This is a genomic window from Vibrio sp. 1S139, from assembly GCF_041439475.1.
GTDB lineage: Bacteria > Pseudomonadota > Gammaproteobacteria > Enterobacterales > Vibrionaceae > Vibrio > Vibrio crassostreae_C.
This window is the reverse complement of record NZ_JBGOOD010000044.1, coordinates 18267-42164: the sequence shown is the minus strand read 5'-3', so window position 1 is coordinate 42164 and position 23898 is coordinate 18267. Positions and strand designations below refer to the sequence as shown.

Sequence of the window (23898 nt, the reverse complement as noted above, 5' to 3'; positions counted from 1 at the left end):
TGTTAGGCCTGCCGCCAGCGTTCAATCTGAGCCATGATCAAACTCTTCAATTTAAAGTTTTGATTACCTAAATTAATAGGTGTGACTCAACGAATACTGACTTCAAAACTACAAAAAGTAATTCTAAAGCTATTACCATTCCAACAGAATGATAATGAATTGACTGTGCCGATAATAAATTATCGATTGGTCACTCAGTTCATTGAAATCAAGTTGAAACCGAAGTTTCATTTTTTGGTATTCATCAACGAGTGCCCACACAGATTGATAGGTTTAAATTGTTAAAGAGCTTTGCTTCTCAAAACTTTCTTTTTACAAAGAAACCCTTGAAAGCGGACGTGAATTCTAGCGATTTAATCTTAAGTGTCAAACACTTTTTAAATTAATTTCTTTCGAACTTTCCGTCTTACTGATTACTGCTGAAGCCTTGTGGCGTCTGCCGTGTCAGTGAGGCGGCATTATAGAGATCATCGAAAACATGGCAACCCCTTTTTTGATAAAAATTCAAAAAACCTTCTTAAGTGGCTACTTTTGCGTCAAAAGGCTCTTTCATCGCTCAAAGCTCATACAATAATGGGCATATTACTTAAAACTTTGCGATTAGATCTTTCGAAAAAGCCTCTATATCTAGTTCAATACTCCATCTCTCGCTCAATTCTAAGATCTTATCTAGCGATTGCTGAACTGTTTTTATCGTCAATGTGTTGTTGTCTAGGTCGTATACCTGTTTTTGCGTGGTGTAATAGAAGTAAAGGATGGTCAGCGCGTCTCGGTCGCCTTGTTCAGCTTTGGGTTGAATACGCTTGAGCTTACGATAAATTTGATTATGGATTTGTTTAAGGTTCCATACATAAAGCGCTTCTTTGAAGTAATCATGCCCTTTCACACGATTCGCGATAATTGCATTCAATGCAACAGATAAGATCACACCTAATACGTTCAAGTGGAAATTACCTGTCGATTCACCCTCGATTGATTGTCCTGAACCAAATAGTTCAATCAGTATGGTTCCGAATACAATGGCGAACACGGCGAGTGAACCAACCAATGAAACCAATAACAGGTTCATCTTCTTTCTATATTCTTCTTTATTGATCTTCTGTAACTTCATTGACTACTTCCTTTTGCAAGCTACCTAATAATTTGCACATACTATCTACGTTAACATTGGGTCGCTTCAACCTTAACCATCTTGTAATGTGGTCATTATCTATTTAATAAGCAGAGTTCTTCTGGTTGTCACTATACGCAACTCTATTTGACTTCATTAATAGAAAAGAGTTACATACCGCCACAATTTTGGTTATTCATCAATTCATGTTGATAAGGCCGTTTCGCTTTATCACATACTGACAAGGTACATTCCATGCGTTCATTCGTATTACGCGCTCGCGCAGCCCCTACAGAGAGCAAACTTATCTTAGAAGGTGTTGGGCAAGATGCTCATACTGAGATTCTGGCTCATACTCTGATGAACACGATCTTCGTTGCTCAATCTCACCGTGAGAATGTCACCGTACACCTTGTATTAGAAAGTACTAAAGACTTTTCACGTACGATCACTTTCGATTCAAATGAGATCACCAACATTGGTGGCTTTCATGAATCGGCATTGTTATCAGCGGTAGTAAGAGCGGTTGATGCTTCTCAAGGTATGACCAAAGAGCAGACTCGTCAGGTTGAACCGGGAATCGTCGTTCGCACTATGAGCTTTGAAAAACTAGTCAAAGAACTGGCTGAAGACCACCAGCTATACATGATGGATAAGAAAGGTGACTTTATCCGTGATGCAGAGATTGCTGAAAACCCATGTTTCCTTCTTACTGATCACATCCCTATGCCGAAGAAAAGCTACAACAGCTTAAAGCGCTTAGGGACAGAAAAAATCAGCTTAGGCCCGAACATGCTGTTTGCTTCTCAGTGCGTTGTATTGATCAATAATGAGCTGGATATTCGCGGTTTCTAGCCTCCGGACTGATAAGCTAAACAAAAAAGAGCTCAACTATGTGAGCTCTTTTTTATTATCTATCTCTTTGTATCAATGGTGTTATCTCGAAATCAGACCTGATTAACCAAAGATGAAGCTGTATAGGAAGCCTGCACCCAACGCCATACCTTTCTGTACTAGAGCTGCACTTAATGGGATTACCGCTTCAGCACGAATGTACAGTGGAATACCAATCACGGCAGCTACTGGAATCGCATACCACATACCTTCACCAGCGTACTGTGCAATTAGGTCTGTAGGAATGAAGCCGTAGATGAATGAACCAATCGCGATACCCATCATTAGGTAAGGGAAAACTTGTTTGAAGTCTTTCCAAGTTGAGAACCAAATTCTCATCCAACGACTAGGTTCTTTCTTCTCTACGATTTCAGCTGTTGCGCTTCCATCCGCTGAACAGCATGAAACCGTTACTTGTAGCTCTTCTTTTTTAGAATCGCAGCAAGATGTCTCTTTTGCCATTACTGGTGCAGGTTCGCCACATGCACTTGTACCACATGAAGATTCCGCTTTAACCGGTGCTGCTTTCTTAGGATCAGAATCACCACAGCTAGTGCCACAGCTTGAAGCTGAACCTGTTGATTCATACGCTTCAGGTTTTACGTAACGCTCAAAGCCAAGCTTCTCAAGTGCGTAACCAGCCACTACAGACACCGTCATTGCTACAAGGAAGTAGAACACAGCAACTTGCCAACCGAAGGTAATCACAAACAAACCAATGATCACTGGGTTCAATAGTGGGCTACCAAATAGGAACACCATCATTGGACCGAAACCCGCTCTTGCACGCAGCAATCCTTTTAAGAAAGGAATGGTCGAACATGAACAGAAAGGTGTAATTGCACCCAGTAGTGCTGCTACTACATAACCCTTACCATTACGTGAGCTCAGGATAGATTGAATCTTTTCTGGTGTAAGGAACTCTTGAAGAATCCCAACAATGTAGCTGATCGCTAAGAAAAGGATAATTAGCTCTACTGCTAAGAAAGCGAACATATCAAGTGCGTCTTTCAGCATTGTTAACATTTCATTGCTCATAATTAACTCCAAACTGGATTGAAGGTCGGGCTCTATGAGAAAAGTAACCAACCCTTAATTTCGAACATTCTCGAATTATAGAAATAAACAGCTCCAGAACAAGAATTATTTCGATAAAAATCGAAATTATTTTCGAAAACACAGTTTTTCAATAGCTTACATAGACACCGTTTTTAAATTTGAATTCGACATACATTTCGACTAACATCGAAATTAAATCTTGAGGAGTTAATATGAACTTAGAAGTCGTTGCGAAAGCACTTAAAGAGTTGGGGCACCCTATTCGCCTAACCATTTATAAGAGTGTCGTTAAAGCTGGCTACCAAGGCATTGCAGTTGGCGGCCTACAAGAAGAGCTAGGCATTCCCGGTTCTACCTTGTCTCACCACATATCAAGCTTGGCGTCTGCGGGCCTAATCAGCCAAAGACGAGAAGGAAGAACTCTATTCTGCGTGGCGGAGTATGAGTGCCTAGAAGGTGTGATTGATTTCTTACAAGACGAATGTTGCGTAAATGAACAGTGCAACTAATGCACCTTTGAAGCTCGAACAAGTCTGGGCCGAGTATCAGCAAGCATTAAAGTCATTCCTGCATTCAAAGGTCAACAACTCTGCGGATGTAGACGACTTGCTCCAAGATATCTTGATTAAGACCTATCAGAACTTAGATAAGGTACAAGATGCTAGCAGTGTTAAGGCTTGGCTGTTCCAGTTAGCCAACAACACCATTATCGACTTCTACCGTAAGCATGCACGCCAACAACGTGATAGCCAAATTGATGCTGAAGATCTGTGGTTTACCGATTTAGACCACGACTCTGAATTTAAGCAGAAACTTTCATTGTGTATTGAACCTTTTATTCAGGCATTGCCAGAACAAAGTTCATCGCTACTGCTTGCGGTCGACATCAAAGGCCAAAGCCAAAAAGAGATCGCAGAAGCGCAGAACGTCAGCTATTCAACGGTTAAATCCCGCGTACAAAAAAGCCGTGCTGATCTTAAGAACCTGTTTGAAGAGTGTTGTAACTTGTCCCTTGATCAACAAGGCAATGTGATTGATTGCGAGCTTAAGCCGAACGCCAGCTGCGGCAAGTGTTAATCGTTACATCGAATCCGTTATTTCAATAGAACAAAGCCAGCAATTAATGCTGGCTTTGTTGTTTTCATAATCTGCAAATCATGCTTTGTTTATGCGAATCGAGTGCTTAAGCGAACCTAGTGTTTAGTCGAACCGAACTATGCTGCTTCCGCTTTTACCACAGGTTGATAGCGCCCCGGTTTATGATTCATTGCTAGAATCAAGTTGGTGACTATCGCACCAAGCACAGACAGAAGAACCAATGACACATCAACAATGAACAGAGAAAGCACAACAATCGTGCAGTCTAATGCCATCTGAACCTTACCTGCTCGAATTCCAAAACGTTCTTGTAAGAACAACGCCAGAATGTTGAAGCCACCTAAGCTCATCTTGTGACGGAAAATCACCAGCATACCGGTACCAATCAAGCCACCACCAAGTAAAGCTGCATACAATGCATGAATTTCGGCAATTTGAATCACGTGATACAAGTGATCCACGGCGAACGAAACAATCGAAACCGCGATAAACGTATTGATTGTGAAGCGCCAGCCCATACGAGCAACCGACAAAATATAGAAAGGTAAGTTAAGTGCGAAGAATACTTGGCCAAAGCTCAAATCTGTTACTTTGGTAATGAAGATCGCTAGACCAGCCGTGCCCCCGGTGAGCAAACCGACTTGGTTGAAAAAGATAACGCCGAGTGAAACCAATGCGCTACCTAAGATCAGTGCCAGTAAGTTTTCGCGAAGATTATGATCTTTATCCATGTGAATGACTCTCCCTGAATCTTTTAACATCGCGTTTCAGTAGTCTTGAAACGATTTATGCCCAAATTTACGATGTTTGACAGATAAGTCGAGTGAACGAGCAATGTTGCTTAGTGATTAGTTTGTATATTAGTTTTTACAGCTTTGTGAAACTTTAAATTAAACAGCTAGTTATAAGCCTTAATTTAGACTTTCATTCTTAATTAGATACTTGTTTCTATTAACTAACGAGCTTCAAGTTTTCTTATTTATTGAGCGCGTTTTATACCAATTCCAATCAAGCGACAATCTATGCATAAAACGCATAGACTACATCACAAATGGTCATTTGATACATACCCGACTCATCACTATGATGCGCGACTTCTTACAACATTGAGCGCATGTCAACACCGTATGTTTTCACAATCTCTTTTTGCCCAACTTGCCAGAATGACGTTATTCCTCGTCATTAGTTTGGTTATTGTGCATCACAGTCAGCCATTGATTGATCTCTTGGCTCAGCATGCCGTAAGCAGTGGTTGCCACCAGCAGTCAGGGCATGATCATTCTGGGCACGAACATCACCATGAGATGACTGACCAACACATGTCAGCGCAAGACCACTCACATCACCACCATTAATTTAAGAGTATTAGAATGAGCATTTTCCGTTTTCCTTTACTGGTATGGCTAGGGATAGGCACACTTATTATCAGTCTAGGGATCAGACAATCATTCGGCATTTTCATGATGCCAATTTCAGAGCATTTCGGCACGGGTCGAGAGTTTTTCAGCTTCTCTATTGCTCTACAAAACTTATTGTTCGGTGTGTTCCAACCTTTTGTTGGTATGGCCGCTGACAAATGGGGAGCAAGACGCATCATTATTGCTGGCGCATGTGCTTACGGTTTGGGTTTACTTCTTACCTCAATTTCTACCGAATCGAGCATGCTTTACGTTTCGTTAGGCGCACTGGTTGGTCTTGGCTTGAGTGCGACAAGTTACGTGATCGTGCTTGGCGCAGTAGCGAAAGTTGTACCAGCAGAGCACGCGGCTAAGGCGTTTGGCTTAACCACGGCTGCAGGTTCATTTGGTATGTTCGCGGTAATTCCGGGCGCACAATACATGCTGAATGAATTTGACTGGCAGAGTGCGATGCAAGTGTTTGGCGTACTGTGTTGTTTGATGATCTCTTTTGCGCTGTTCATGCGAGCGCCTAAAGCAGCCTCAAACAAACAAGCGCAAGCTGAAGAGAACCAAACACTCAAAGAAGCGTTGTCTGAAGCGTTTGCTCACAAAGGTTACTGGTTGATTCACGCGGGCTTCTTCGTGTGCGGTTTCCACGTAATGTTTATCGCAACGCACTTACCGAGCTATTTAGCAGATAAAGACCTACCCGCGAGCAGCGCTGCGATGGCACTGGCTTACGTTGGCATCTTCAACATCTTTGGGTCTTACTTCTGGGGTGTAATGGGCGACAAGTTCAGCAAACGCCACGTTATGTCTGCACTGTACTTAGTGCGTACTGTGGTTATCGGTGCGTTTGTGACTCTGCCTGTGACTGAATCAACCGCGGCTATCTTCGGTGCGGCCATTGGATTCTGTTGGTTGGGTACAGTTCCGCTAACGTCTGGCTTAGTTCGTCAGATCTTCGGTGCCCGTTACCTATCAACGTTGTACGGTTTGGTGTTCTTTACTCACCAAGTGGGTAGCTTCTTAGGCGCTTGGGTGGGTGGTCGTATATACGATTACTACGGTTCTTACGAGCCAATCTGGTGGTCAACGGTGGTACTGGCATTTGCAGCAGCACTTATCCATTTACCAATCAATGACAAGCCGATTGAGCGAGTGAAATTGGCAATGGCTTAACGTTTTATGCTGACTCCCCCACTAGCGTAAACAACAAGTCGTTCCAATAAAGCGAGTGAGTATTGAAAGGAAGCATCCTGAGATACTCACTCGCTTTTTTGTTGGTCGCGATAATAGAAACTATAACTAGCGAAACTGGCATAAAGCTCACTGAATAATAAGACTATTCTCTTGGTTTTCATTTATAGTATCCACCCGCTCCTTTAAAACTAATCCGCAGGCTTATGGAATACATGGATCAGACTGTCCTTATCGCAATGGCACTTATTTTTGTCGGCTCATTTGTGCAAACCGCAATCGGCTTTGGTTTGGCCATTGTTGCAGCTCCACTGCTGTTTTTGGTCTCTCCTGATTATGTACCTGCACCTATCTGTTTAATCGGTCTGTTTATCTCGTTATTCAACGCTTTTAAACATCGAGCAAATATCTCTATTGGCGGATTAAAAATCGCATTGCTGGGCCGCATTCCGGGGTCACTGGCAGGTGGCGCTTTGTTAGTGATGGTTTCAACGAGCGTGTTATCACTATGGTTGGGCTTATTGGTTGTATTCGCCGTGATTGTTAGCTTACTGCCGTTTAGGTTAGAACCGACGCCTGCCAAAATGGGTATCGCGGGATTCTTCTCAGGCTTCTTCGGTACCAGCTCTGGTATTGGTGGGCCGCCAATGGCACTGCTACTTCAACACCAAGATGCCAATCAACTTCGTGGTAACCTATCTGCGTTTTTTGTGTTTAGTTCTATCATTTCATTACTGGTACAGATCCCAATTGGCTTCTTCACGATGCACCATTTGATCATCACAATCCCGCTACTTCCTGCCGCTTGGTTGGGTTACAAAGTGGCGTTAATGACGACACAAAGCATCCCTAAAGAGAAGATACGCATTGGTTCATTACTGCTATGTTCTCTCAGTGGCTTTACGGCAATCTGGCAGGGTTTAGCTGGCTAGTTATTGGCGATAAAGACAAGAAGAAAGACATCTTAGAAAACCAACACAAACACCCAGTAGATAAAAGGACGCTCTATGACTTACGACGAATTCAACGCATTCTGCGAGTCACTGCCTGCAACCAGTTATGTGATGCAGTGGAATAACTCGCACGTTTGGAAAGTGGGTGGCAAGGTGTTTGCGATTGGTGGTTGGGGACCGAAAGATGAGCCTGCGTTTATCTTCAAGGCGTCTGATCAGAACTTCGACTTTCTGAAAGAGGAACCCGGTTATAAACCTGCTCCTTACTTTGCTTCGCGTGGTATGAAATGGATTCAGCTGTTTGAAAGCACGCCAGAAAGGGATGAGGAGCTGAGATACTACCTCACTGAGTCACACCGAATTGTGTCCTTAGGTTTAACCAAAAAGAAACAAGCAGAGCTAGGGCTCAATCAGTAGCGTTTATTACGTACTGCTAATCTGAGCCCTTCTTTTGCAGTGAGGAAGGCCCCCTAAGAAGTCTGTTTCAAAAATGCAGGTAAATAGCGTTCTATTTTTTGCTCTGAGATAAGCGGCACCAATAAATAGATCAAACCCGCAAAGGCAATAGATCCGGCCAAGTCTTCAGGTCGATGCATGCCAAGCCAAACACGGCTATAGGCGACACCACCAGCCCAAACCAGTAAACCGCCGACTAGATAAAAGCGTTTCGCCTCTAAGAACAAACCACCAAAGAACGCCAAACACACACCGACAAAGATCATATGTCCAGATGGGAAAGAGTAGTCCGTTTCGCCAAGCCAATGACGCGTGCGCCACTCGCTCACCTTATCTTGTACAGACTCAATCGCAGCATTCTTTTCAACCAATGGTAATTCGTAAAACACTTCCGGCATTTCAACGACTTCTTGTGTCACTAAATACTCAGAATAAGGACGAGGACTCTCAGTGGAATGCTTTAAGAAGGTTTTCGCTGCAAAGCTAAGCACCAACAACAAGCCGAGCTGCAGACAAAGACTGACTAACTTAGCTTTGGAAAACTTCATCGTGAACAATACTAAAGACAAAATCGCTAGTGTTACCAAGAATCCTTGATTGCCCGCAGAGTAAGTCACAAACGTTATGAAGGCACCGTAAAAAGGCAGAACCGCACTTCCAAGGTCGAAGTCAGATCCAAAGATCAAAAAGGGTACTAGAGAATACAAGCTTAAAACGAGCAGTAATAGGCCTTTGGATTTGTTAGAGAACAGAGAAGTCATGGCTAAGATCTTTGAGATAAAGTGGTTGGATGCTATCGCAGCTTAGCATCGCCTATATCAATTTTATGTCAAAACGGTCAGTAAACCGTCATGGTGTAACAATAATCGATTAAAGGGCCTCTTGAGTATTGAGCTGATGAACTGTCACGCCATCACCAATAATACAGACCATCCACTTGTGCACATATAGACATCAAAACCCACTAAACATAACCTGCGCCCGACTAAACACCGCACGCCAAGGTCTGCCGATAAAGTGAACACTTACCGGATTATAAGGCCAGAATCTGAAAAACTTTGCTGTCAGTCCTTTAAATCCACTATCGAAAGGATTACCATCTGGTCTGCTTTCAAAGCAAAACAAATTATTAATTTTTATTCTCAGGGCGGGGCGAAATTCCCCACCGGCGGTATGTCCTTAGTAAAATCTAAAGATAAGCCCGCGAGCGCTCGATTCGTCGAGGTCAGCAGATCTGGTGAGATGCCAGAGTCGACGGTTATAGTCCGGATGAGAGAGAATGGAAACACACTCGTTTAAGTTGGAAAGGCGCACCTATCTATTGGGTGATGCCTCCAACTCAGACGGGTGCATTTCGTTTTGGATAAAACCATGATGAACCGACTTGTAATGAGTTGGCTTTGTTGTGCTCGGTTGAGATCCCTCATACAGCCCTGATTCTGGTGATATTTTAGGAGTTTAACCATGAATCAGTCTTCACTACTTGCCGAATTTGGCGAACCAATCACTCGCGTTGAAAACGCACTGCAAGCTCTGCGCGAAGGTCGTGGCGTACTTCTACTTGACGATGAAGATCGTGAGAACGAAGGCGACATCATCTACTCAGTAGAACACCTGACGAATGCTCAAATGGCGCTTATGATCCGCGAATGCAGCGGCATTGTGTGCCTGTGTCTAACTGACGAGCAAGCGAACCAACTTGAACTTCCACCTATGGTTGTTGATAACAACAGCGCAAACCAAACAGCGTTTACCGTAACTATCGAAGCGAAAGTTGGCGTAACGACAGGTGTTTCTGCCGCTGACCGTGTAACTACGATCAAGACAGCTGCAAACCCAACGGCTAAACCTACTGACCTTGCTCGCCCTGGCCACGTATTCCCATTGCGTGCTCGTAAAGGTGGCGTACTTGCTCGCCGCGGCCACACAGAAGGTACTGTGGATCTTATGCAAATGGCTGGTCTTCAATCGGCAGGCGTACTATGTGAAGTAACCAACCCAGACGGCACAATGGCAAAAGCGCCAGAGATCGTTGCTTTCGGCAAACTTCACAACATGCCAGTACTGACCATTGAAGATATGGTTATGTACCGCACTGAGTTCGACCTTAAGCTTGCGTAACGTTTAGTGCTAAACGCTTAGCTCTTAAGCTAACGAAACTCAGAAATGAACATTGAAAGGTCTCACTCTTACTGCTTTTTCTAGTTAAAAGTATATAAAGGGTGAGGCCTTCTTCATTTCCTACACTGAAATCTAAGTTCCATCTCATCGCCCACGACTAACCTCTCAAAAAATCCTGCAAAATATGAAAAACATTCACTAGAATGGTGAAGTCATGCACCATCATTGATCATCCATAATTACAGTGAAATCATAAGCAACTGAAATATAACACTTATTTATTTTGGCACGGTGTCTGCACTACCACTAAGTAGGTATACAAATATTAGGAGTTGAATATGTTTGTAGTTATTTCAGTGGGTTTATCCCTATTAGTACTTGCGGCCCTGTTTCATTTCTCAAGGAAGAGACAAACAGCGCTATCACACAGGTTTGAAACCTTAGTTCTGCTTAGAGAATTATTGTTGTTATCACGCAAACATCGCGCGGCAACGCACTATGCTCTAGCTTATAAGTTGTCTAGCGACTCGATTCGCAAAGTGAACGAGATTTACGACAACATACTTGAAGTATCTGAACTGCTTCAGTCCCATGTGTCGTTTGATAGCCGCCCTATGTATCGCATCTATCACCTCAAGCTCATCGCCATGCACAGCGACTGGCAAAACCGTAGCTTGGTGCGTAACCAATCGATTCATGGCAAAACGATACGTCACAGCATGTTCTTAATGGATGAAGTGATGATCATCTGGCTTATTCAGTCTGAGCGAGAAGACATGAGCCGTGAGTATCACATGAATTGGCAACAGATCTTAGACTGCATGGAGATCCTGACCAAGTTACGCATGTGCATACCTGATATGGAGAAGCCTGAGGAGTACGCGAGATTCAAATTCTACGCCTCTCAGACACACAGAAAACTCAACCAGTTATCGATTATCTGCCCTCTTAGTAGTGGGTCACCGGTTTGTACGCGAGCGATGCATGCACTCTCAGAGATCGCATCAAGTAACGAAGCGACCCAACCGGCAGATAGCATGTACGAATTAACCAGTGATATCTCTAGCGTCGTGTCGCAAGTTTACGACCAAGTATTATCCGATATTACGAGAAGCTTGTATCAGCCTTTACCAGACGTAAACGAAAAGGTAATAAATACCCGATTATCCGTACATCATTACATGTAAAGACTTCGTGAGAGGAGAGCGTGCTGGAACTCTGAATTATTGAGTTCAAATCCGATATCACCATTGATATCGGATTTTTGTATTTATGAGCTTTTAAAATTCTATCGCTATGTATCATTGCCTATGAAGTTTCAAACATCGCCAGATTTGATATCGCTAGACCAAGCTTCTGCGGCAAAATCAATAAACTGACGAACAACCGGAAGCTGATAGCTGCGAGACAGATACACCGCCCAAAGCACGCTGCTTGGCGAAACAAACTCATCCAATATTCGTATCAATTTGCCATTCGCAATCAGTGGGTTGGCTAAGTCACAGGGCAATCGAACAACCCCTTTACCATGCTGTGCAGCGCGGGTTAATACCCCAACATCATTAGCTTTGATAGTGCCAGACACCTCAACCGAAAAATGCTGATTATCCTTAACGAAATCCCACTTAGAAACACTCAAATGGCGAAAACAATTGTGCTGTCGAAGCTCGTCGACTGTTTTAGGTTGACCATGTTTGTCTAAATAAGCTTGCGATGCACACACCACCGAATCAATTTCCATTAGCTTACGAGCAATCAAGCTATCGTCAGGTTGGTCGGTATAACGCAGCGCAATATCGATTCTGTCATCCACCAGCTGAGCAAAACGGTCAGAAGCAAAAAGTTCTACCGTGATATTGGGGTGAAGCTCTGTGAACTGCTCAACCACATCCAACAACATGTGCTGAGTTAAACCAATCGGAGCAGCAATTCGAATCACACCTGAAAGATCATCGGTTTGATTGAGTGAAGTAACTTCTAGCTCAGCGGTCTCATGGAGGATCTTCTCACAGCGCTGCAGAGCGATTTCCCCTGCCGCGGTTAAGCTCACCTTTCGAGTCGTCCTATGTAATAGCCTCTGCTTCAGCCACCCTTCTATCTCTTGAACATGACGTGAAACCTGCAACCGACTCATGTCCAAATGCTCAGCTGCTTGGGTGAAGCTGGCACAATTCGCAACTTCAACAAAGCTACGCATTGCCGTCAACCTATCCATCACACTTTCCCTTATCCACTGAATAAAACCTATTAGCTAGCTACATAGATACAATCTACATCATTTTATGATATTTATCGCAACCTAGTGAGCTATTAGACTGCAATGGCTGTCGAGAAACAGACTCAATAAATTAGATAATTGGAGAAACATTATGAAAATTGCAGTATTAGGCGCATCAGGTTGGATTGGTAGTCACATCGCTCAAGAAGCTCAAGCTCGCGGACATGAAGTTGTTGCTGTTGTAAGAGATGCAATCCGCGTAGAAACCCAAGGCATTGAAGTTCGTTCATTTGATTTACAAGACGAAGCCGCAAATCTAGCAAACGCACTATCCGGCGTTGATGCAGTAATTACTTCGATTGGCGGACGCGCTCTAGGTAATCACGACATCGTAAAAAGCACAGCAACTAAGCTGCTTGATACACTACCAAGCATTGGTATCGAACGTCTACTTTGGGTTGGCGGTGCAGGCTCATTAGAAGTAGCACCAAATGTACCGTTAGTGACCGTTCCTGACTTCCCTGCGGATTACAAAAACGAAGCGTTAGCACAGGGCGAAGCGCTTGAAGTGTTCAAGCAATCGAACAGCGAAGTTAATTGGACGTTCATTAGCCCAGCAGCAGAAATCTTCCCGGGCGAGAAACTATCAACCTACCGTACCGGTGGCGACCAACTGCTCACCGACCAAGATGGCAACAGCAAAATATCCGTTAGCGATTACGCTATTGCGATGATTGATGAACTCGAAGCTGGCAAATTCCCACGCCAACGTATTGGTGTTGCGTACTAGTCAGCTCATATATAAAAACTAAAAAAAGCCGCTTGTTCAAAACAATGCGGCTTTCTCATCTTTTACTGAGCATTCCTTTAATCCAATGGCAGATGCCCTGTTTTCACTAGGATAACCGTCTCTTCTTCCACATAAGGAAAATGCTCACTCATGTGTGGGCTGCGCATCCATGTGTGTTTTGGATACTCACCATGTTCGTCTTTAAAGGTGCCAGAAAGTACAAATATCTCTTCACCGCCAAAGTGGCGATGCGGCTGAAAACGTTCGCCAACCGGCCACTTCACTAACGCGACATGCTCGTGTTCGAACTCATGCAGTGGCATCACTTGTAAGCCGCCAATACCCTGAAGCCATTCTGTTTCCAAAGTATTAATACGAACTTGAGTTAAGTCTCTCGCGTCAAATTGGTTGAGCTTAACCAAGATCGTACAGCCATTTTTGCTGGATGGGGAATGCGCGCTGCCCGGCGGATTACGGATATAAGTGCCCGCTGGGAAATCTCCGGTTTCATCAGAGAACACACCCTCTAATACGAAGATCTCTTCACCTTGCGGATGTGGGTGCTCAGAAAACGAAGAGTCAGGATCGTACTTCACCACGCTGGTCGTGTGGCCCGATTCTTTCTCTTCTCTTTCAAGTGGCTTACGCCAAACCCCTTTAGCAGGGCTTGCGACCCAATCTAATGTCTCGGTTTCTATAACCAGTCTCTTTGAAAAGTCCATATTGAACATAATGGCGACCTTACTCTTGTTATCGTTTTAATTATTATTGTTGTCTTTCTCGTTTCTATTCTACGCGAATACTGATCAAGGAGGCTATCTCGCTGCTATTTTGCCTGCGCGATAGCCACCTAAAAAGAATCCTAATTAATTGCGGCCAGCAATCACTCCGCCATCAACATCCCAGATTGCACCCGTTACCCAATCTGCACTGTCTGACAGTAGGAAAGAGATGCTATTAGCGATGTCTTTCGGCAAACCTACTCGACCAATAGGATGGAACGCGTTGAAGCCTTCTAGCGCTTGATCCACTTCTTCAGGTTTGATGAAAGATTCGTAAATCGGCGTTTTAACAACAGCAGGAGAAACCGCATTCACGCGAATGTTGTAGTCCGCAAGCTCCATCGCCATGTGCTGTGTTAAAGCGTGCAAGCCAGCTTTTGCCATTGAATACGCAGAGGATGGTGTCGCTCTAATAGCTTGTTTGGCCCACATAGAGCCTACATTTACCACGTTTCCGCCACCGTTTTTGATCATCAACTTGCTGACAGCTTGAGTGATGAAGAAGGTTGCTTTATTGAGCTGCATGTATTGCTCGTAATCAGATTCTTGGTGTTCAATAAACGCTTTAGGGTTGAAGTAACCAGCCGCATTCACAAGGTAACCAATACCTTCTTCGAGCGACTCTAAATGCGTAATAAGACGAGACACACTTGCATCATCATAAAGGTTAGCTTGCCAGCCTGAAGCATGACCGAGCGATTGCAGCTCTGACACCGCTTTATCTAACTTAGTTGGGTTATTGCCGACCACCAACACATGGATGTTTTGAGCGACTAACTGCTTCGCTGTTTCAAAGCCCATGCCGCTTGTGCCACCAATTACGACTGCAATACCATTTTTAGTGAAGTTCATTTTGTTATCTCCTAAGTCATGTGAACGTGGTAATCTTAGGCTTTGAACTAACACTATGAATAGTAAGTACAAATCGGTTAGGTAGGTACTTATTGGTACATCTTTATGAAAAATCAGGAAAACTTTTTTTCAAGAAAATCGGCACCAGAGCGTTCCGCTCGTATGGTCGAAACCATCTACGGCTGTAAATGGTCGCTAACGGTTTACCAATTACTGGCAAATGGCATTAATCGCCCCGGTGAAATGGTGCGCTCGGTCGAAGGGTTATCGACCAAAGTATTGAATGAATGCTTGAAGCGAAATGTTGAGTTTGGGATTTTGGATAAGCAGATGTTCAACGAACTCCCACCAAGAGTTGAATACCAAGTGACGCCGTTCGGCGAGAAGTTCTTGTTGATTCTAGACCAGCTGGAAAACCTACAAAACGAAATCGACGAGATGTAAGTTTGAGCCAGTCCAACTATTGCCAAAAACAGCAGACAGAAAAAGGAAGGCAACAAGCAGCACTTAGCTCACTGGCATTTGCTCAAAGCGACCTTTTACAAAATCAATGAAGGTTCGAATTCGACTTGGTTGATAGCGGTCTCGATGGTAGATCGCTGAAAAGTCCACTTTAGGTACTATCCACTCATCAAACACTTGCAGCAGTTGCCCGTCGTTGAGTTCTTGTAAGCAATAGATAGTTGGAACACGAATAATTCCGTTGCCCGATTTCGCGCCCTGTACTAACACTCGCCCATTCTTACATTGCAGCCTACCCGTGACATGAACATCGACTGTTTTCTTGGTGTCATCCAAAGCTTGAAAGCTCCACTTACGCACAGACCCCGTTAAGCAGTCATGGTGAATGAGATCTTTAGGATGGTTTGGCTTTCCTTTGCGAGCAAAATATTCAGGGCTTGCGAGCGTTCCCATCTCGATGTCCAAAAGCTTTCTCGCGATAAAGCCCGCATCTTCAAGGCTTCCCATACGAAATGCGATATCGAACGCGTCTTCAATCAAGTCGACTCGGTTACTACTGAAATCAAGGCTGATGCTGATGTCTGGGTAGAGTTGCATGAACTCATTGACCAGATCCGCGATGATCACCTCGCCCAGATAACCACCAACACAGTTTACTTTTATGTCGCCACGTACTTCTTCGACGTCATCCACAGCAGCAATCAAGGCTTGGTCTATATTATCTAAGGCTTGTTCACATCTCGCGTACAGATCTTGCCCTGCGTGAGTCAACCTTAAGGTTCGAGTGGTGCGGATAAACAGTGTCACACCCATCTGCTTTTCTAGGCTGCTCACTTGGCGTGATACGTGGGAACGAGACACATCCAACTCCTCCGCCGCTTTGGTGAAATTACCTAAACGAGCGATCAGCACGAAAGAACGAATATCAGACAGGTTAATTTGATTGAGCATGGCCGCCAACTTACTAGTGAGGTTATGAGATAGACACTTTTATTGTTACACCACAGCAACAGTGTTTCAAGTAAAGCGCTATATATCAACAATTCTATTTTCCTTAATATACCTCCATCGCAACGAAGCAAGGCAACAAGCACTTGATTCGAATGCACTTAAACAACCCGTCGTAGCCAACCGACGCAATAAAAGTACAGAGGAAATAAAATGAAAAAACTAATCGTAATTACAGGTGCAAGCTCTGGTATTGGTGAAGCAATCGCTCGTCGTCTAAGCGATGAAGGTCACCCTCTGCTACTTTTAGCTCGTCGTGTTGATCGCCTTGAAGCGCTGAATCTACCAAACTCACTGTCAGTAAAAGTAGACGTAACAGACAAAGCGTCTTTTGATGCAGCAATCGCACAAGGTGAAGAGAAGTTTGGCCCTGTAGATGCACTTATCAACAATGCTGGTGCAATGCTTCTTGGTCAAATTGATACTCAAGACGCACAAGAGTGGAAGACAATGTTCGACGTGAACGTAATTGGTCTTCTAAACGGCATGCAATCTGTACTTGCTCCGATGATGGAACGCAACACGGGTACTATCATCAACATCAGCTCTATCGCGGGTAAGAAAACATTCCCAAGCCACGCAGCTTACTGTGGTACTAAATTCGCGGTACACGCTATTTCTGAGAACGTTCGTGAAGAAGTGGCGGCTTCAAATGTTCGTGTTACCACTATCGCACCGGGTGCTGTAGAAACTGAGCTTCTGTCTCACACAACATCTCAAGAGATCAAAGACGGTTACGATTCTTGGAAAGAAGACATGGGTGGCGTATTGGCAGCTGACGATATCGCTCGCGCTGTATCATTCGCTTACCAACAACCACAGAATGTATGTATCCGTGAGATTGCTCTAGCACCAACTAAGCAACAGCCATAGGCCTTTGCCATCGCTAATAAATAAGCGATGAACTAAAAAAGCGCCACGACTTAACAAGTCGTGGCGCTTTTGTTTTGATTCAATCTAATTGCTAGTAAGAAGCGTGATTAAAACTCAACGCGGTAAACTGACGTGCTACCACTCACTTCGTTGCCAACCGCAATAAAGTGGTTACCAGAACGAGTGAAATACTTGATTGATTCTGGACCTAAATCACCCGCTTTAGCGTTGTAAGTCTCGTTGTCGCAATCACCGTCTTCATCAACCTTAGTGCACACTGGCTGAGTAAAGTCGCGATTGTTCAAGTAGCTGATGAAACTTGCGTTTTTAGGCTGTGTTACGTCGTAAACCATGATGCCACCTTGGCGCTCAAGTCCAATAAAGGCATAGTGCTTGCCGTTGATCTCCGCCACTTCGATCGCTTCAGGTTCTACGCCTTTATCATCACTACGATCGTCACCGCTTTGGTTGTTATCATTGGTGCTGTTGAAGCTTGCAGGATCTTGCTCAAGTACGATTCGAGCAAAATCATCGCCGCTATCAAACACTAGCTCGCCTGACTCATCCCAGATAGAGAACGAGCGGCTGCCGAATGCTTGAACCTTTTGGTCAGCAGCGAGTGTCCCTTGTGGCTTAATCACTTTAAGACGTGCAAGTTGCTTGTTGTCTTTCAATGCGCCATCTAATGGGTGGTTAGCGTCAATATCTAACTTCTTGCCGCGTACTTCATCGACATAAGCGATACAAAAGTCTTTTTCTGTGGTGTAGTTTTCGGTGCCTTGATAATCGTCACCGTCCCACTCAAAACCTTTCTCATCACACATTTCTTGCGTAGTCTTGATGCCATATTCACGACCATCACCTTCGTTCGCAGTCACGATGTAGGTGTTGCCATCAACACTGTAGCTAGTGATGCTATCTGGCATGTAGAGGCCTTCTAACATCGCGTAGCTTTGCAGATTACCGATATTTTTGTCTTTGTTTGACGCATCTAGCTTAGCGTTATCCCAAGGCTTTCCGCCTAGTCCAAGAATCGCATCCACATGTGCACTCGCCACATCAATCGCTGCCAACGCGTTGTTCTCTTGCAGGGCAACGTAGAGTTTTCCGTTATCCGCAAATGTTAGGTATTCCGGTTCAAGATCTTGAGCAACCGTTGCATTCGGCGCAGAGATTCGAACCTTGTCGGTTAGCTCTGCATGGCGAGGCTGACCTTGATTGAATGCCTTGAAATCAATCTGAGTGACTGTCGCTTGCAAAGGACCATTGGTTAAATCCACCAGCGTTACTGAACCTTCAGGATCAATGCTGTAATCCGCATTCGGCTCACCTTCATTTGCAGAGGCAATGTAGCGACCATCTTTCGAGAAGCTCACCATGTCTGGCAATGCACCAGCCGTATAAGTAGTAATCAGCTCTAACGTGTCTGAACGATAAAGGGCAATGATGCCGTTTTGTTGCTTGTCAGCATTTTCAATCGCGACAGCAACTAATCCTTGATGAGTCGACACACTGTTCGCTGCACCAATATCAATACCAGAAGCTGCAGCCGCTGATTGAAGATCAATCGAACCCGAAGATGTTGGTTCGCTAGCTGAGTTCATTGATAAAACATCAACTTTCTGAGCTTGAGCGCTCACAACATAAAGCTTGTCGGTACATGAATCGTAGCTGACGATTTCGGCTGCAGAAGTATCAAACGGGGCGTCGGCGATTGAACGGCCAACTAGGCTGATTCCGGTTACCTCAGCATTGGAAGCGCTTGGCTGCTCGATGGATTGGCATTGAAGGCTAAAAGCATCAAGTGATGTTTGAGATGGCGTAGCAGTCGTTGGTGATGTTGGTTGAGAACAGCCTACTAGAGCAGAACTTACCGCGATAGGCAGTAATAATGTCAGCTTATTAAATTTACGATTCATATATCCTCCATAATTTGAATCGCGATCATAGAGGGCTGTTATGACACTTATCTTTCCCTTTTATTAACAATAAATGACGACAATAAATAACTTTTACCCATAGCAACAGAAAGTTAATGCGAACAACCTATTAACAAGTAAGCAAAAAAAAGCGCCCAATCTGGCTGATGCTTGAGCGCCTTTAGTAAACTGTATAGGGAGATTAGAAGTTGTAACCACCACCAATCATGAATACCCATGGGTCGATATCAACGTCTGTTGAGTACTGGTTACCCGCTGTATCTTTATACTTTGCAGTTGTATCTATATCTGCATACCAAATAGATGCATTTAGGAACCAGTCTTCATTGATCATGTAATCCACGCCAATATTTGCTGCAAGCCCCCAAGAGTCATCAAGAGACAAATCACGTAGTTGAGCGTCTTTACCAGTTCCGTTAAATTTTTCATCAAAGAAGAACGTGTAGTTAATACCTGCACCTACATAAGGGCGAATTTCACTGTTCGCTTCACCAAAGTAGTACTGAACCATAAGTGTAGGCGGAAGGTGTTTAACATCTGCAATATCACCTAGTCCAAGTAAATCAGTAGATACCGTATGTGAAAATGGTGTTGCTGCAAGAATTTCTAAACTAACGTTATCAGTGAACATATAGCCAAATGTTAGGCCAAGTTGAGTATTTGAATCTACAGATAGCTCAGAACCTGGTGAGTTTAGTACATCACCACTGCTGTCGTTTGGAGATACCATTGTTGCACCTGCACGGATGATGAAATCACCTTCTTTATGAGCAAGAACATTGGTTGACATAAGAGCCGCAATAACCGCAATACCACATACTGTTTTTTTCATTATAATTTCCTTTTGGGGGGCTTAATCTTTATTGGTGAATGAGTAATCATTTCTTATTTTGCGTGCAAGGTATCATAGAATAACCCTACTTTATTGATGGAAATCAATTTGTGAAAAGTTGTGATTATTTATGTAAATTTATATCGACCCGATCACTTTATTTCTTCATTTTATTGACAGTTTTGTAATGCAGCTTTTCCGTGCGTCATTTTGTTAACCCAATCCCTTCACTCTGTTCGGATCTTTTTTGGATCAAAATAGAGCAAGCCAATATCTCGCACGCATTATTTTGGTGCAGAACAACAAGAATCAATCTCGCCTCGTATAATATTCAATGAGTTACATTTGGCTTAGTGCTTGCAAGTCTATGTTCATAATCATAAATACATTGAGGTTCTGATCATGCAAGACACTCTAACAATCGTTCTGGCCGGCGGTGTTGGCTCTCGGCTTTCCCCTCTCACCGATAACCGTGCAAAACCTGCGGTACCCTTTGGTGGCAAATATCGAATCATCGATTTCACACTCGCGAACTGCTTACACTCTGGGCTACGCCAAATTTTGGTGCTGACTCAGTACAAATCTCACTCTTTGCAAAAACATTTAAGAGATGGTTGGTCGGTGCTTAACCCTGAGCTCGGCGAATACATCACCAATGTTCCTCCACAAATGCGAACCGGTGATAGCTGGTACAGCGGTACTGCCGATGCGATTTATCAAAACTTGTATCTACTTTCACGCAGTGAAGCCAAGCATGTGGTGGTGTTATCCGGTGACCATATCTATCGCATGGATTACGCACCAATGCTCAAGCAGCACAAAAAGAACGAGGCCGACCTAACTGTGGCGTGCATGGAGGTTTCGATTGACGAAGCCAAAGAGTTTGGTGTGATGGAGATAGATGAATCTCTAGAGATCAATAACTTTACCGAAAAGCCACGTTACCCTGCATGTGTACCTGGTAGGCCAACTCGAAGCATGGCTTCAATGGGTATTTACGTCTTTGATAAAGAAGTACTAACACAAGCGCTACTGGCGGACGCCGAAGATCCGAACTCAAGCCACGATTTTGGTAAAGATATCATTCCTAAATTGGTGGGCAACAACAGTGTTTACGCATACAAGTTTGGGGATGAAGAAGGCCGAGTGACCCAAGATGCGTACTGGAGAGATGTTGGTACTATCGACTCTTATTACCAATCCAACATGGACCTGTTAAAGCCAGCTTCGCCTATCGATTTATATCAACCTGATTGGGCGATTCGTACTTACGAACCGCAGCTGCCACCCGCACGAACCATTGCTTCAGTTGAAGGTAATCAAGGAATATTCATCAACTCGATGATAGCGAATGGCGTTGTAATTGAAGGCGGCTCGGCGCAAAACTCAATCTTCTTCCCGAAAGTGAAAGTCAGCAATGCCGCGATTGTGATTGATAGTATTCTGTTTGAAGATGTTGAGATTGGAAAAAATTGCCACATACAAAACTGCATCATCGACAAGAACGTTAAGGTGCCTGACGGAACCCAGATCGGTCTTGATGGCCTTGCCGATGCGAAACGCTTCCATATATCAAAACAAGGCGTGATTGTGGTGCCCTCTTCTTACCAATTTGAAGAGTAACCTTTAACGTTGGAATAGCTTTTCTTTAAACGAAAAAAGGCAGCGAATTCGCTGCCTTCTTATTTACTCACACAGCTTCAGTTAAGCCTTAACTGTCCATGTATTCGATTAAACAGAAACCTTAGAAAGGCCCTAACTCAATCATTTGAGCAATCACAACAGAAACCAAAGCGCCTACCGACCAGAACAAGAACAGTGGTAAGAAGAAACGAACCCACTTGGTGTAAGGTACTTTTGCTATAGCCAATACCGCCAACAAGCCACCATTGGTTGGGTAAATATAGTTAGAAATACCATCACCCAATTGAGAAGCCAGTGCCGCCACTTGACGAGTCACTTCACCAATATCTGCCAACGGAATAATGATTGGCATGGTGATCACCGCTTGGCCACTGCCCGATGGAATGAACAGGTTGATCGCAGCCTGCGAGAAGTAGATCCCTGCTGCTGCCACAAGTTTAGAGCTACCAGAAATGATCTGTGCAAGATAGAAGATAATAGAATCAACAATCTTCGCGTCTTCCATAATGGTTAGCACTGAACGAGCAAAAAAGATGATCAGTACCGCGATCAATACGTCGCTAACACCTTTGGTCCAATACTCACAGATCTTGTTCGGAGATAAACCCGCCACCAAACCCGGAATAATAGCCATCGCCACGAATGCACCCGCAATCTCGGTGAAGCCGAACCCCATCGTCAACGTGCCGAAGATCATGTATGCGAATACGCCCAAGAACGCGATGCCCGCAAGCTTTTCACGTGTGGTCAGTGTTTTCGCTTCAACATTTGATTCATAGTGGTAACCCGTGCCGTGTAACAAGCCTTTGGTCGGATCTTGCTTAACTTTGCGCGCGTAGTTAAGCACATACCATGCACCCGTTAACAACATGAACATACCAACAATAAAGCGGTACCACATGCCTGAATACATAGGCAGTTCAGCGATAGTGTGTGCAATACCCGTAAAGAATGGGTTAGCCAAAGCGGCCGCGAAACCGGCACAACTTGCCAGTAAAACAACGCCAAGTGCCGTAATCGCGTCATAGCCAAGCTTGATACAGATCGGGATCATCAAAGAGATGAAAATGACATCAAGTTCACGCATACCGGTGAAGGTAACGTTGAAGAAGATCGCCGTCATGATCACAGGCGCAATCACGTATAAGCCTTGCTTCTTTAGCTTAGTAGTTAGTGCAACAACGGATGCGTCTAACAGACCCATGTGTTTGATAATGCCAAAAGCACCACCCACAAATACCACAACGCCCATCACGCCAGAAGCGGATTTGAAGCCTTTAAAAAATGATTCGAAAAAAGAGGCTAATGTTGTTGGGTTGCTGGTCAATTGTGTGTAGCTGTCTGGGTCGATAACCGTGCGGCCATTCATGACCACTCGCTCGAATTCACCAGCAGGGATGAAGTAAGTTGCAATTGCAGCAACGATCACCATGATAACCAAAGAGAGAAACGGGTGGTTTACTTCTTTCTCTGTGGGCGCTGCGTTAGCAGCTTGAGATGTAGGTACGGATGTAGATACCGTAGTCGTCATATAGACTCCTTATTTGTCAGCAACTAAGGTTCACTTAGCCGCCGGAGGGATTTTTGGAAAAACGAAACCCTTCACGCTGAACTAAGTTCGCGCTAATTTAGGTTGTTTCAAAAAGGCCTTTGATAGATGGTGCTCTCAAATGTACATAGTGAAGTAGTGAGTATTACTCTCTTTGCGTCCGAGCAAAATGCAGATGTTCAGCCAAGTCAGGCCAAACTGAATGAGGTCATTACAAGCAGGTAAACAGAAAAGTCTGTTTTGGTAATGCGTTTTTTATCAATTACAAAGACAAGCGGCGCATACTAGCACAACGAGTCATTAATTGTCAGAAAAGTGTGAGTTTCGTCATGCTTTGGTGAGCAAAAGAAAAGCGCCCACTAATAAGTAAGGCGCTTTTCTGCAATCGAATCGAGTTACTCAGGTGCTAATTCGTAGTTTTCTTGCATCTCATGAGGGGCAATCCCGTACTCATAATCCGCTAAGTAGCCATCCTTATAGACCTTCATTCCCTTCTCATCCCAGCTCACTTTGATCATCGCCGTGTTGCCATCTTCACTGCCTAACAGCTCCAGCATTTCTGCATCAATCTTAATGGCTTTGATGGTTTTAATACGCTTAAACGGCTTAAATTCAGTGGCCGAGAATACGATGGCCGAGCGATAACGCTTAAGCTT

At 44.1% G+C, this 23898-nt stretch carries 23 protein-coding genes, 2 pseudogenes and 1 riboswitch; of the genes and pseudogenes, 12 read left to right on the top strand and 13 right to left on the bottom strand.

Annotated features, from left to right (window positions below; all coding sequences use genetic code 11):
• Positions 1-586: 586 nt before the first annotated feature.
• The gene (locus ACED46_RS15135; protein ID WP_371721795.1) at positions 587-1111 is read right to left on the bottom strand and encodes a DUF3087 family protein; all 525 of its coding nucleotides are present in this window, start codon (positions 1109-1111) and stop codon (positions 587-589) included.
• A gap of 255 nt (positions 1112-1366) precedes the next feature.
• Between ACED46_RS15135 and trmY the strand changes: the two genes are divergently transcribed.
• Complete coding sequence (gene trmY / locus ACED46_RS15130; RefSeq protein WP_017061702.1) at positions 1367-1966, top strand: tRNA (pseudouridine(54)-N(1))-methyltransferase TrmY; 600 nt, start codon at positions 1367-1369, stop codon at positions 1964-1966.
• A gap of 132 nt (positions 1967-2098) precedes the next feature.
• Here trmY and ACED46_RS15125 read toward each other — a convergent pair.
• A pseudogene (locus ACED46_RS15125) lies at positions 2099-3043 on the bottom strand (permease); the annotation flags it as partial.
• 233 nt (positions 3044-3276) lie between these two features.
• On the opposite strand from ACED46_RS15125, the gene ACED46_RS15120 reads away from it, so the two are divergent.
• Both ACED46_RS15120 and sigZ read left to right on the top strand, forming a co-directional pair.
• Positions 3277-3573: a helix-turn-helix transcriptional regulator gene (locus ACED46_RS15120; RefSeq protein WP_004733042.1), complete on the top strand. Its 297-nt coding sequence runs from the start codon at positions 3277-3279 to the stop codon at positions 3571-3573.
• The gene (gene sigZ, locus ACED46_RS15115; RefSeq protein WP_017061700.1) at positions 3557-4141 is read left to right on the top strand and encodes an RNA polymerase sigma factor SigZ; all 585 of its coding nucleotides are present in this window, start codon (positions 3557-3559) and stop codon (positions 4139-4141) included. Before ACED46_RS15120 ends, sigZ begins: the two co-directional genes overlap by 17 nt.
• A 137-nt stretch (positions 4142-4278) precedes the next feature.
• Here sigZ and ACED46_RS15110 read toward each other — a convergent pair whose 3' ends face one another.
• On the bottom strand, positions 4279-4893 hold the full coding sequence (locus tag ACED46_RS15110; RefSeq protein ID WP_017065874.1) for a YitT family protein: 615 nt from the start codon (positions 4891-4893) through the stop codon (positions 4279-4281).
• A 460-nt stretch (positions 4894-5353) separates the two neighbouring features.
• A complete protein-coding gene (locus tag ACED46_RS15105) occupies positions 5354-5503 on the bottom strand; it encodes a hypothetical protein (RefSeq protein ID WP_017061698.1) in 150 nt (49 codons plus the stop codon).
• Positions 5504-5532: 29 nt separating this feature from the next.
• Between ACED46_RS15105 and ACED46_RS15100 the strand changes: the two genes are divergently transcribed.
• The 3 genes from ACED46_RS15100 to ACED46_RS15090 all read left to right on the top strand — a co-directional run bounded on the left by ACED46_RS15100 (position 5533) and on the right by ACED46_RS15090 (position 8132).
• Complete coding sequence (locus tag ACED46_RS15100) at positions 5533-6744, top strand: MFS transporter (RefSeq protein ID WP_102429223.1); 1212 nt, start codon at positions 5533-5535, stop codon at positions 6742-6744.
• A 224-nt stretch (positions 6745-6968) separates the two neighbouring features.
• The gene (locus tag ACED46_RS15095) at positions 6969-7694 is read left to right on the top strand and encodes a sulfite exporter TauE/SafE family protein (RefSeq protein ID WP_371721794.1); all 726 of its coding nucleotides are present in this window, start codon (positions 6969-6971) and stop codon (positions 7692-7694) included.
• 75 nt (positions 7695-7769) lie between these two features.
• Entirely contained in the window at positions 7770-8132 is a 363-nt protein-coding gene (locus tag ACED46_RS15090) for an MmcQ/YjbR family DNA-binding protein (RefSeq protein WP_017631586.1), read from the top strand.
• Between the two features lie 53 nt (positions 8133-8185).
• Here the strand turns inward: ACED46_RS15090 and ACED46_RS15085 are convergent, their stop codons facing one another.
• Positions 8186-8932 carry a phosphatase PAP2 family protein gene (locus tag ACED46_RS15085; RefSeq protein WP_371721793.1) on the bottom strand — a complete coding sequence of 249 codons (747 nt, stop codon included), beginning with the start codon at positions 8930-8932 and terminating at the stop codon, positions 8186-8188.
• A gap of 373 nt (positions 8933-9305) precedes the next feature.
• Positions 9306-9456: riboswitch (FMN riboswitch) on the top strand.
• Positions 9457-9635: 179 nt separating this feature from the next.
• Between ACED46_RS15085 and ribB the strand changes: the two genes are divergently transcribed.
• Positions 9636-10292, top strand: a complete 657-nt coding sequence (gene ribB / locus ACED46_RS15080; RefSeq protein WP_017054827.1) for a 3,4-dihydroxy-2-butanone-4-phosphate synthase — start codon at positions 9636-9638, stop codon at positions 10290-10292.
• Between the two features lie 338 nt (positions 10293-10630).
• Entirely contained in the window at positions 10631-11479 is an 849-nt protein-coding gene (locus ACED46_RS15075; protein ID WP_017064918.1) for a hypothetical protein, read from the top strand.
• Between the two features lie 131 nt (positions 11480-11610).
• On the opposite strand, the gene ACED46_RS15070 is transcribed toward ACED46_RS15075, so the two are convergent.
• A complete protein-coding gene (locus tag ACED46_RS15070) occupies positions 11611-12507 on the bottom strand; it encodes a LysR family transcriptional regulator (RefSeq protein ID WP_371721791.1) in 897 nt (298 codons plus the stop codon).
• A 154-nt stretch (positions 12508-12661) separates the two neighbouring features.
• On the opposite strand from ACED46_RS15070, the gene ACED46_RS15065 reads away from it, so the two are divergent.
• On the top strand, positions 12662-13300 hold the full coding sequence (locus ACED46_RS15065) for an NAD(P)-dependent oxidoreductase (RefSeq protein WP_102332195.1): 639 nt from the start codon (positions 12662-12664) through the stop codon (positions 13298-13300).
• Positions 13301-13377: 77 nt separating this feature from the next.
• Here ACED46_RS15065 and ACED46_RS15060 read toward each other — a convergent pair whose 3' ends face one another.
• Both ACED46_RS15060 and ACED46_RS15055 read right to left on the bottom strand, forming a co-directional pair.
• Entirely contained in the window at positions 13378-14031 is a 654-nt protein-coding gene (locus ACED46_RS15060; protein WP_017064919.1) for a cupin domain-containing protein, read from the bottom strand.
• Positions 14032-14166: 135 nt separating this feature from the next.
• Positions 14167-14934 (bottom strand): SDR family NAD(P)-dependent oxidoreductase, encoded by a 768-nt coding sequence (locus ACED46_RS15055; protein ID WP_065584096.1) that lies wholly within the window; start codon positions 14932-14934, stop codon positions 14167-14169.
• Positions 14935-15039: 105 nt separating this feature from the next.
• Here ACED46_RS15055 and ACED46_RS15050 point away from each other — a divergent pair, with 105 nt between their 5' ends.
• A complete protein-coding gene (locus ACED46_RS15050; RefSeq protein ID WP_004733017.1) occupies positions 15040-15378 on the top strand; it encodes a helix-turn-helix domain-containing protein in 339 nt (112 codons plus the stop codon).
• A gap of 63 nt (positions 15379-15441) precedes the next feature.
• Here the strand turns inward: ACED46_RS15050 and ACED46_RS15045 are convergent, their stop codons facing one another.
• Positions 15442-16347 (bottom strand): LysR substrate-binding domain-containing protein, encoded by a 906-nt coding sequence (locus tag ACED46_RS15045; RefSeq protein WP_371721790.1) that lies wholly within the window; start codon positions 16345-16347, stop codon positions 15442-15444.
• 210 nt (positions 16348-16557) lie between these two features.
• Between ACED46_RS15045 and ACED46_RS15040 the strand changes: the two genes are divergently transcribed.
• Complete coding sequence (locus tag ACED46_RS15040) at positions 16558-17277, top strand: SDR family oxidoreductase (RefSeq protein ID WP_004733012.1); 720 nt, start codon at positions 16558-16560, stop codon at positions 17275-17277.
• A 107-nt stretch (positions 17278-17384) separates the two neighbouring features.
• On the opposite strand, the gene ACED46_RS15035 is transcribed toward ACED46_RS15040, so the two are convergent.
• Together ACED46_RS15035 and ompW are read right to left on the bottom strand one after the other, a co-directional pair.
• A complete protein-coding gene (locus tag ACED46_RS15035; protein ID WP_371721789.1) occupies positions 17385-19196 on the bottom strand; it encodes a choice-of-anchor I family protein in 1812 nt (603 codons plus the stop codon).
• Between the two features lie 202 nt (positions 19197-19398).
• Entirely contained in the window at positions 19399-20049 is a 651-nt protein-coding gene (gene ompW, locus ACED46_RS15030; RefSeq protein WP_371721788.1) for an outer membrane protein OmpW, read from the bottom strand.
• Between the two features lie 402 nt (positions 20050-20451).
• Here ompW and glgC point away from each other — a divergent pair, with 402 nt between their 5' ends.
• Complete coding sequence (gene glgC, locus ACED46_RS15025) at positions 20452-21672, top strand: glucose-1-phosphate adenylyltransferase (RefSeq protein WP_017064925.1); 1221 nt, start codon at positions 20452-20454, stop codon at positions 21670-21672.
• Between the two features lie 121 nt (positions 21673-21793).
• Here glgC and ACED46_RS15020 read toward each other — a convergent pair whose 3' ends face one another.
• A complete protein-coding gene (locus tag ACED46_RS15020; RefSeq protein ID WP_017066892.1) occupies positions 21794-23224 on the bottom strand; it encodes a YfcC family protein in 1431 nt (476 codons plus the stop codon).
• Between the two features lie 413 nt (positions 23225-23637).
• Positions 23638-23865: pseudogene (locus ACED46_RS15015) on the bottom strand (hypothetical protein); the annotation flags it as partial.
• Positions 23866-23898: the final 33 nt, after the last annotated feature.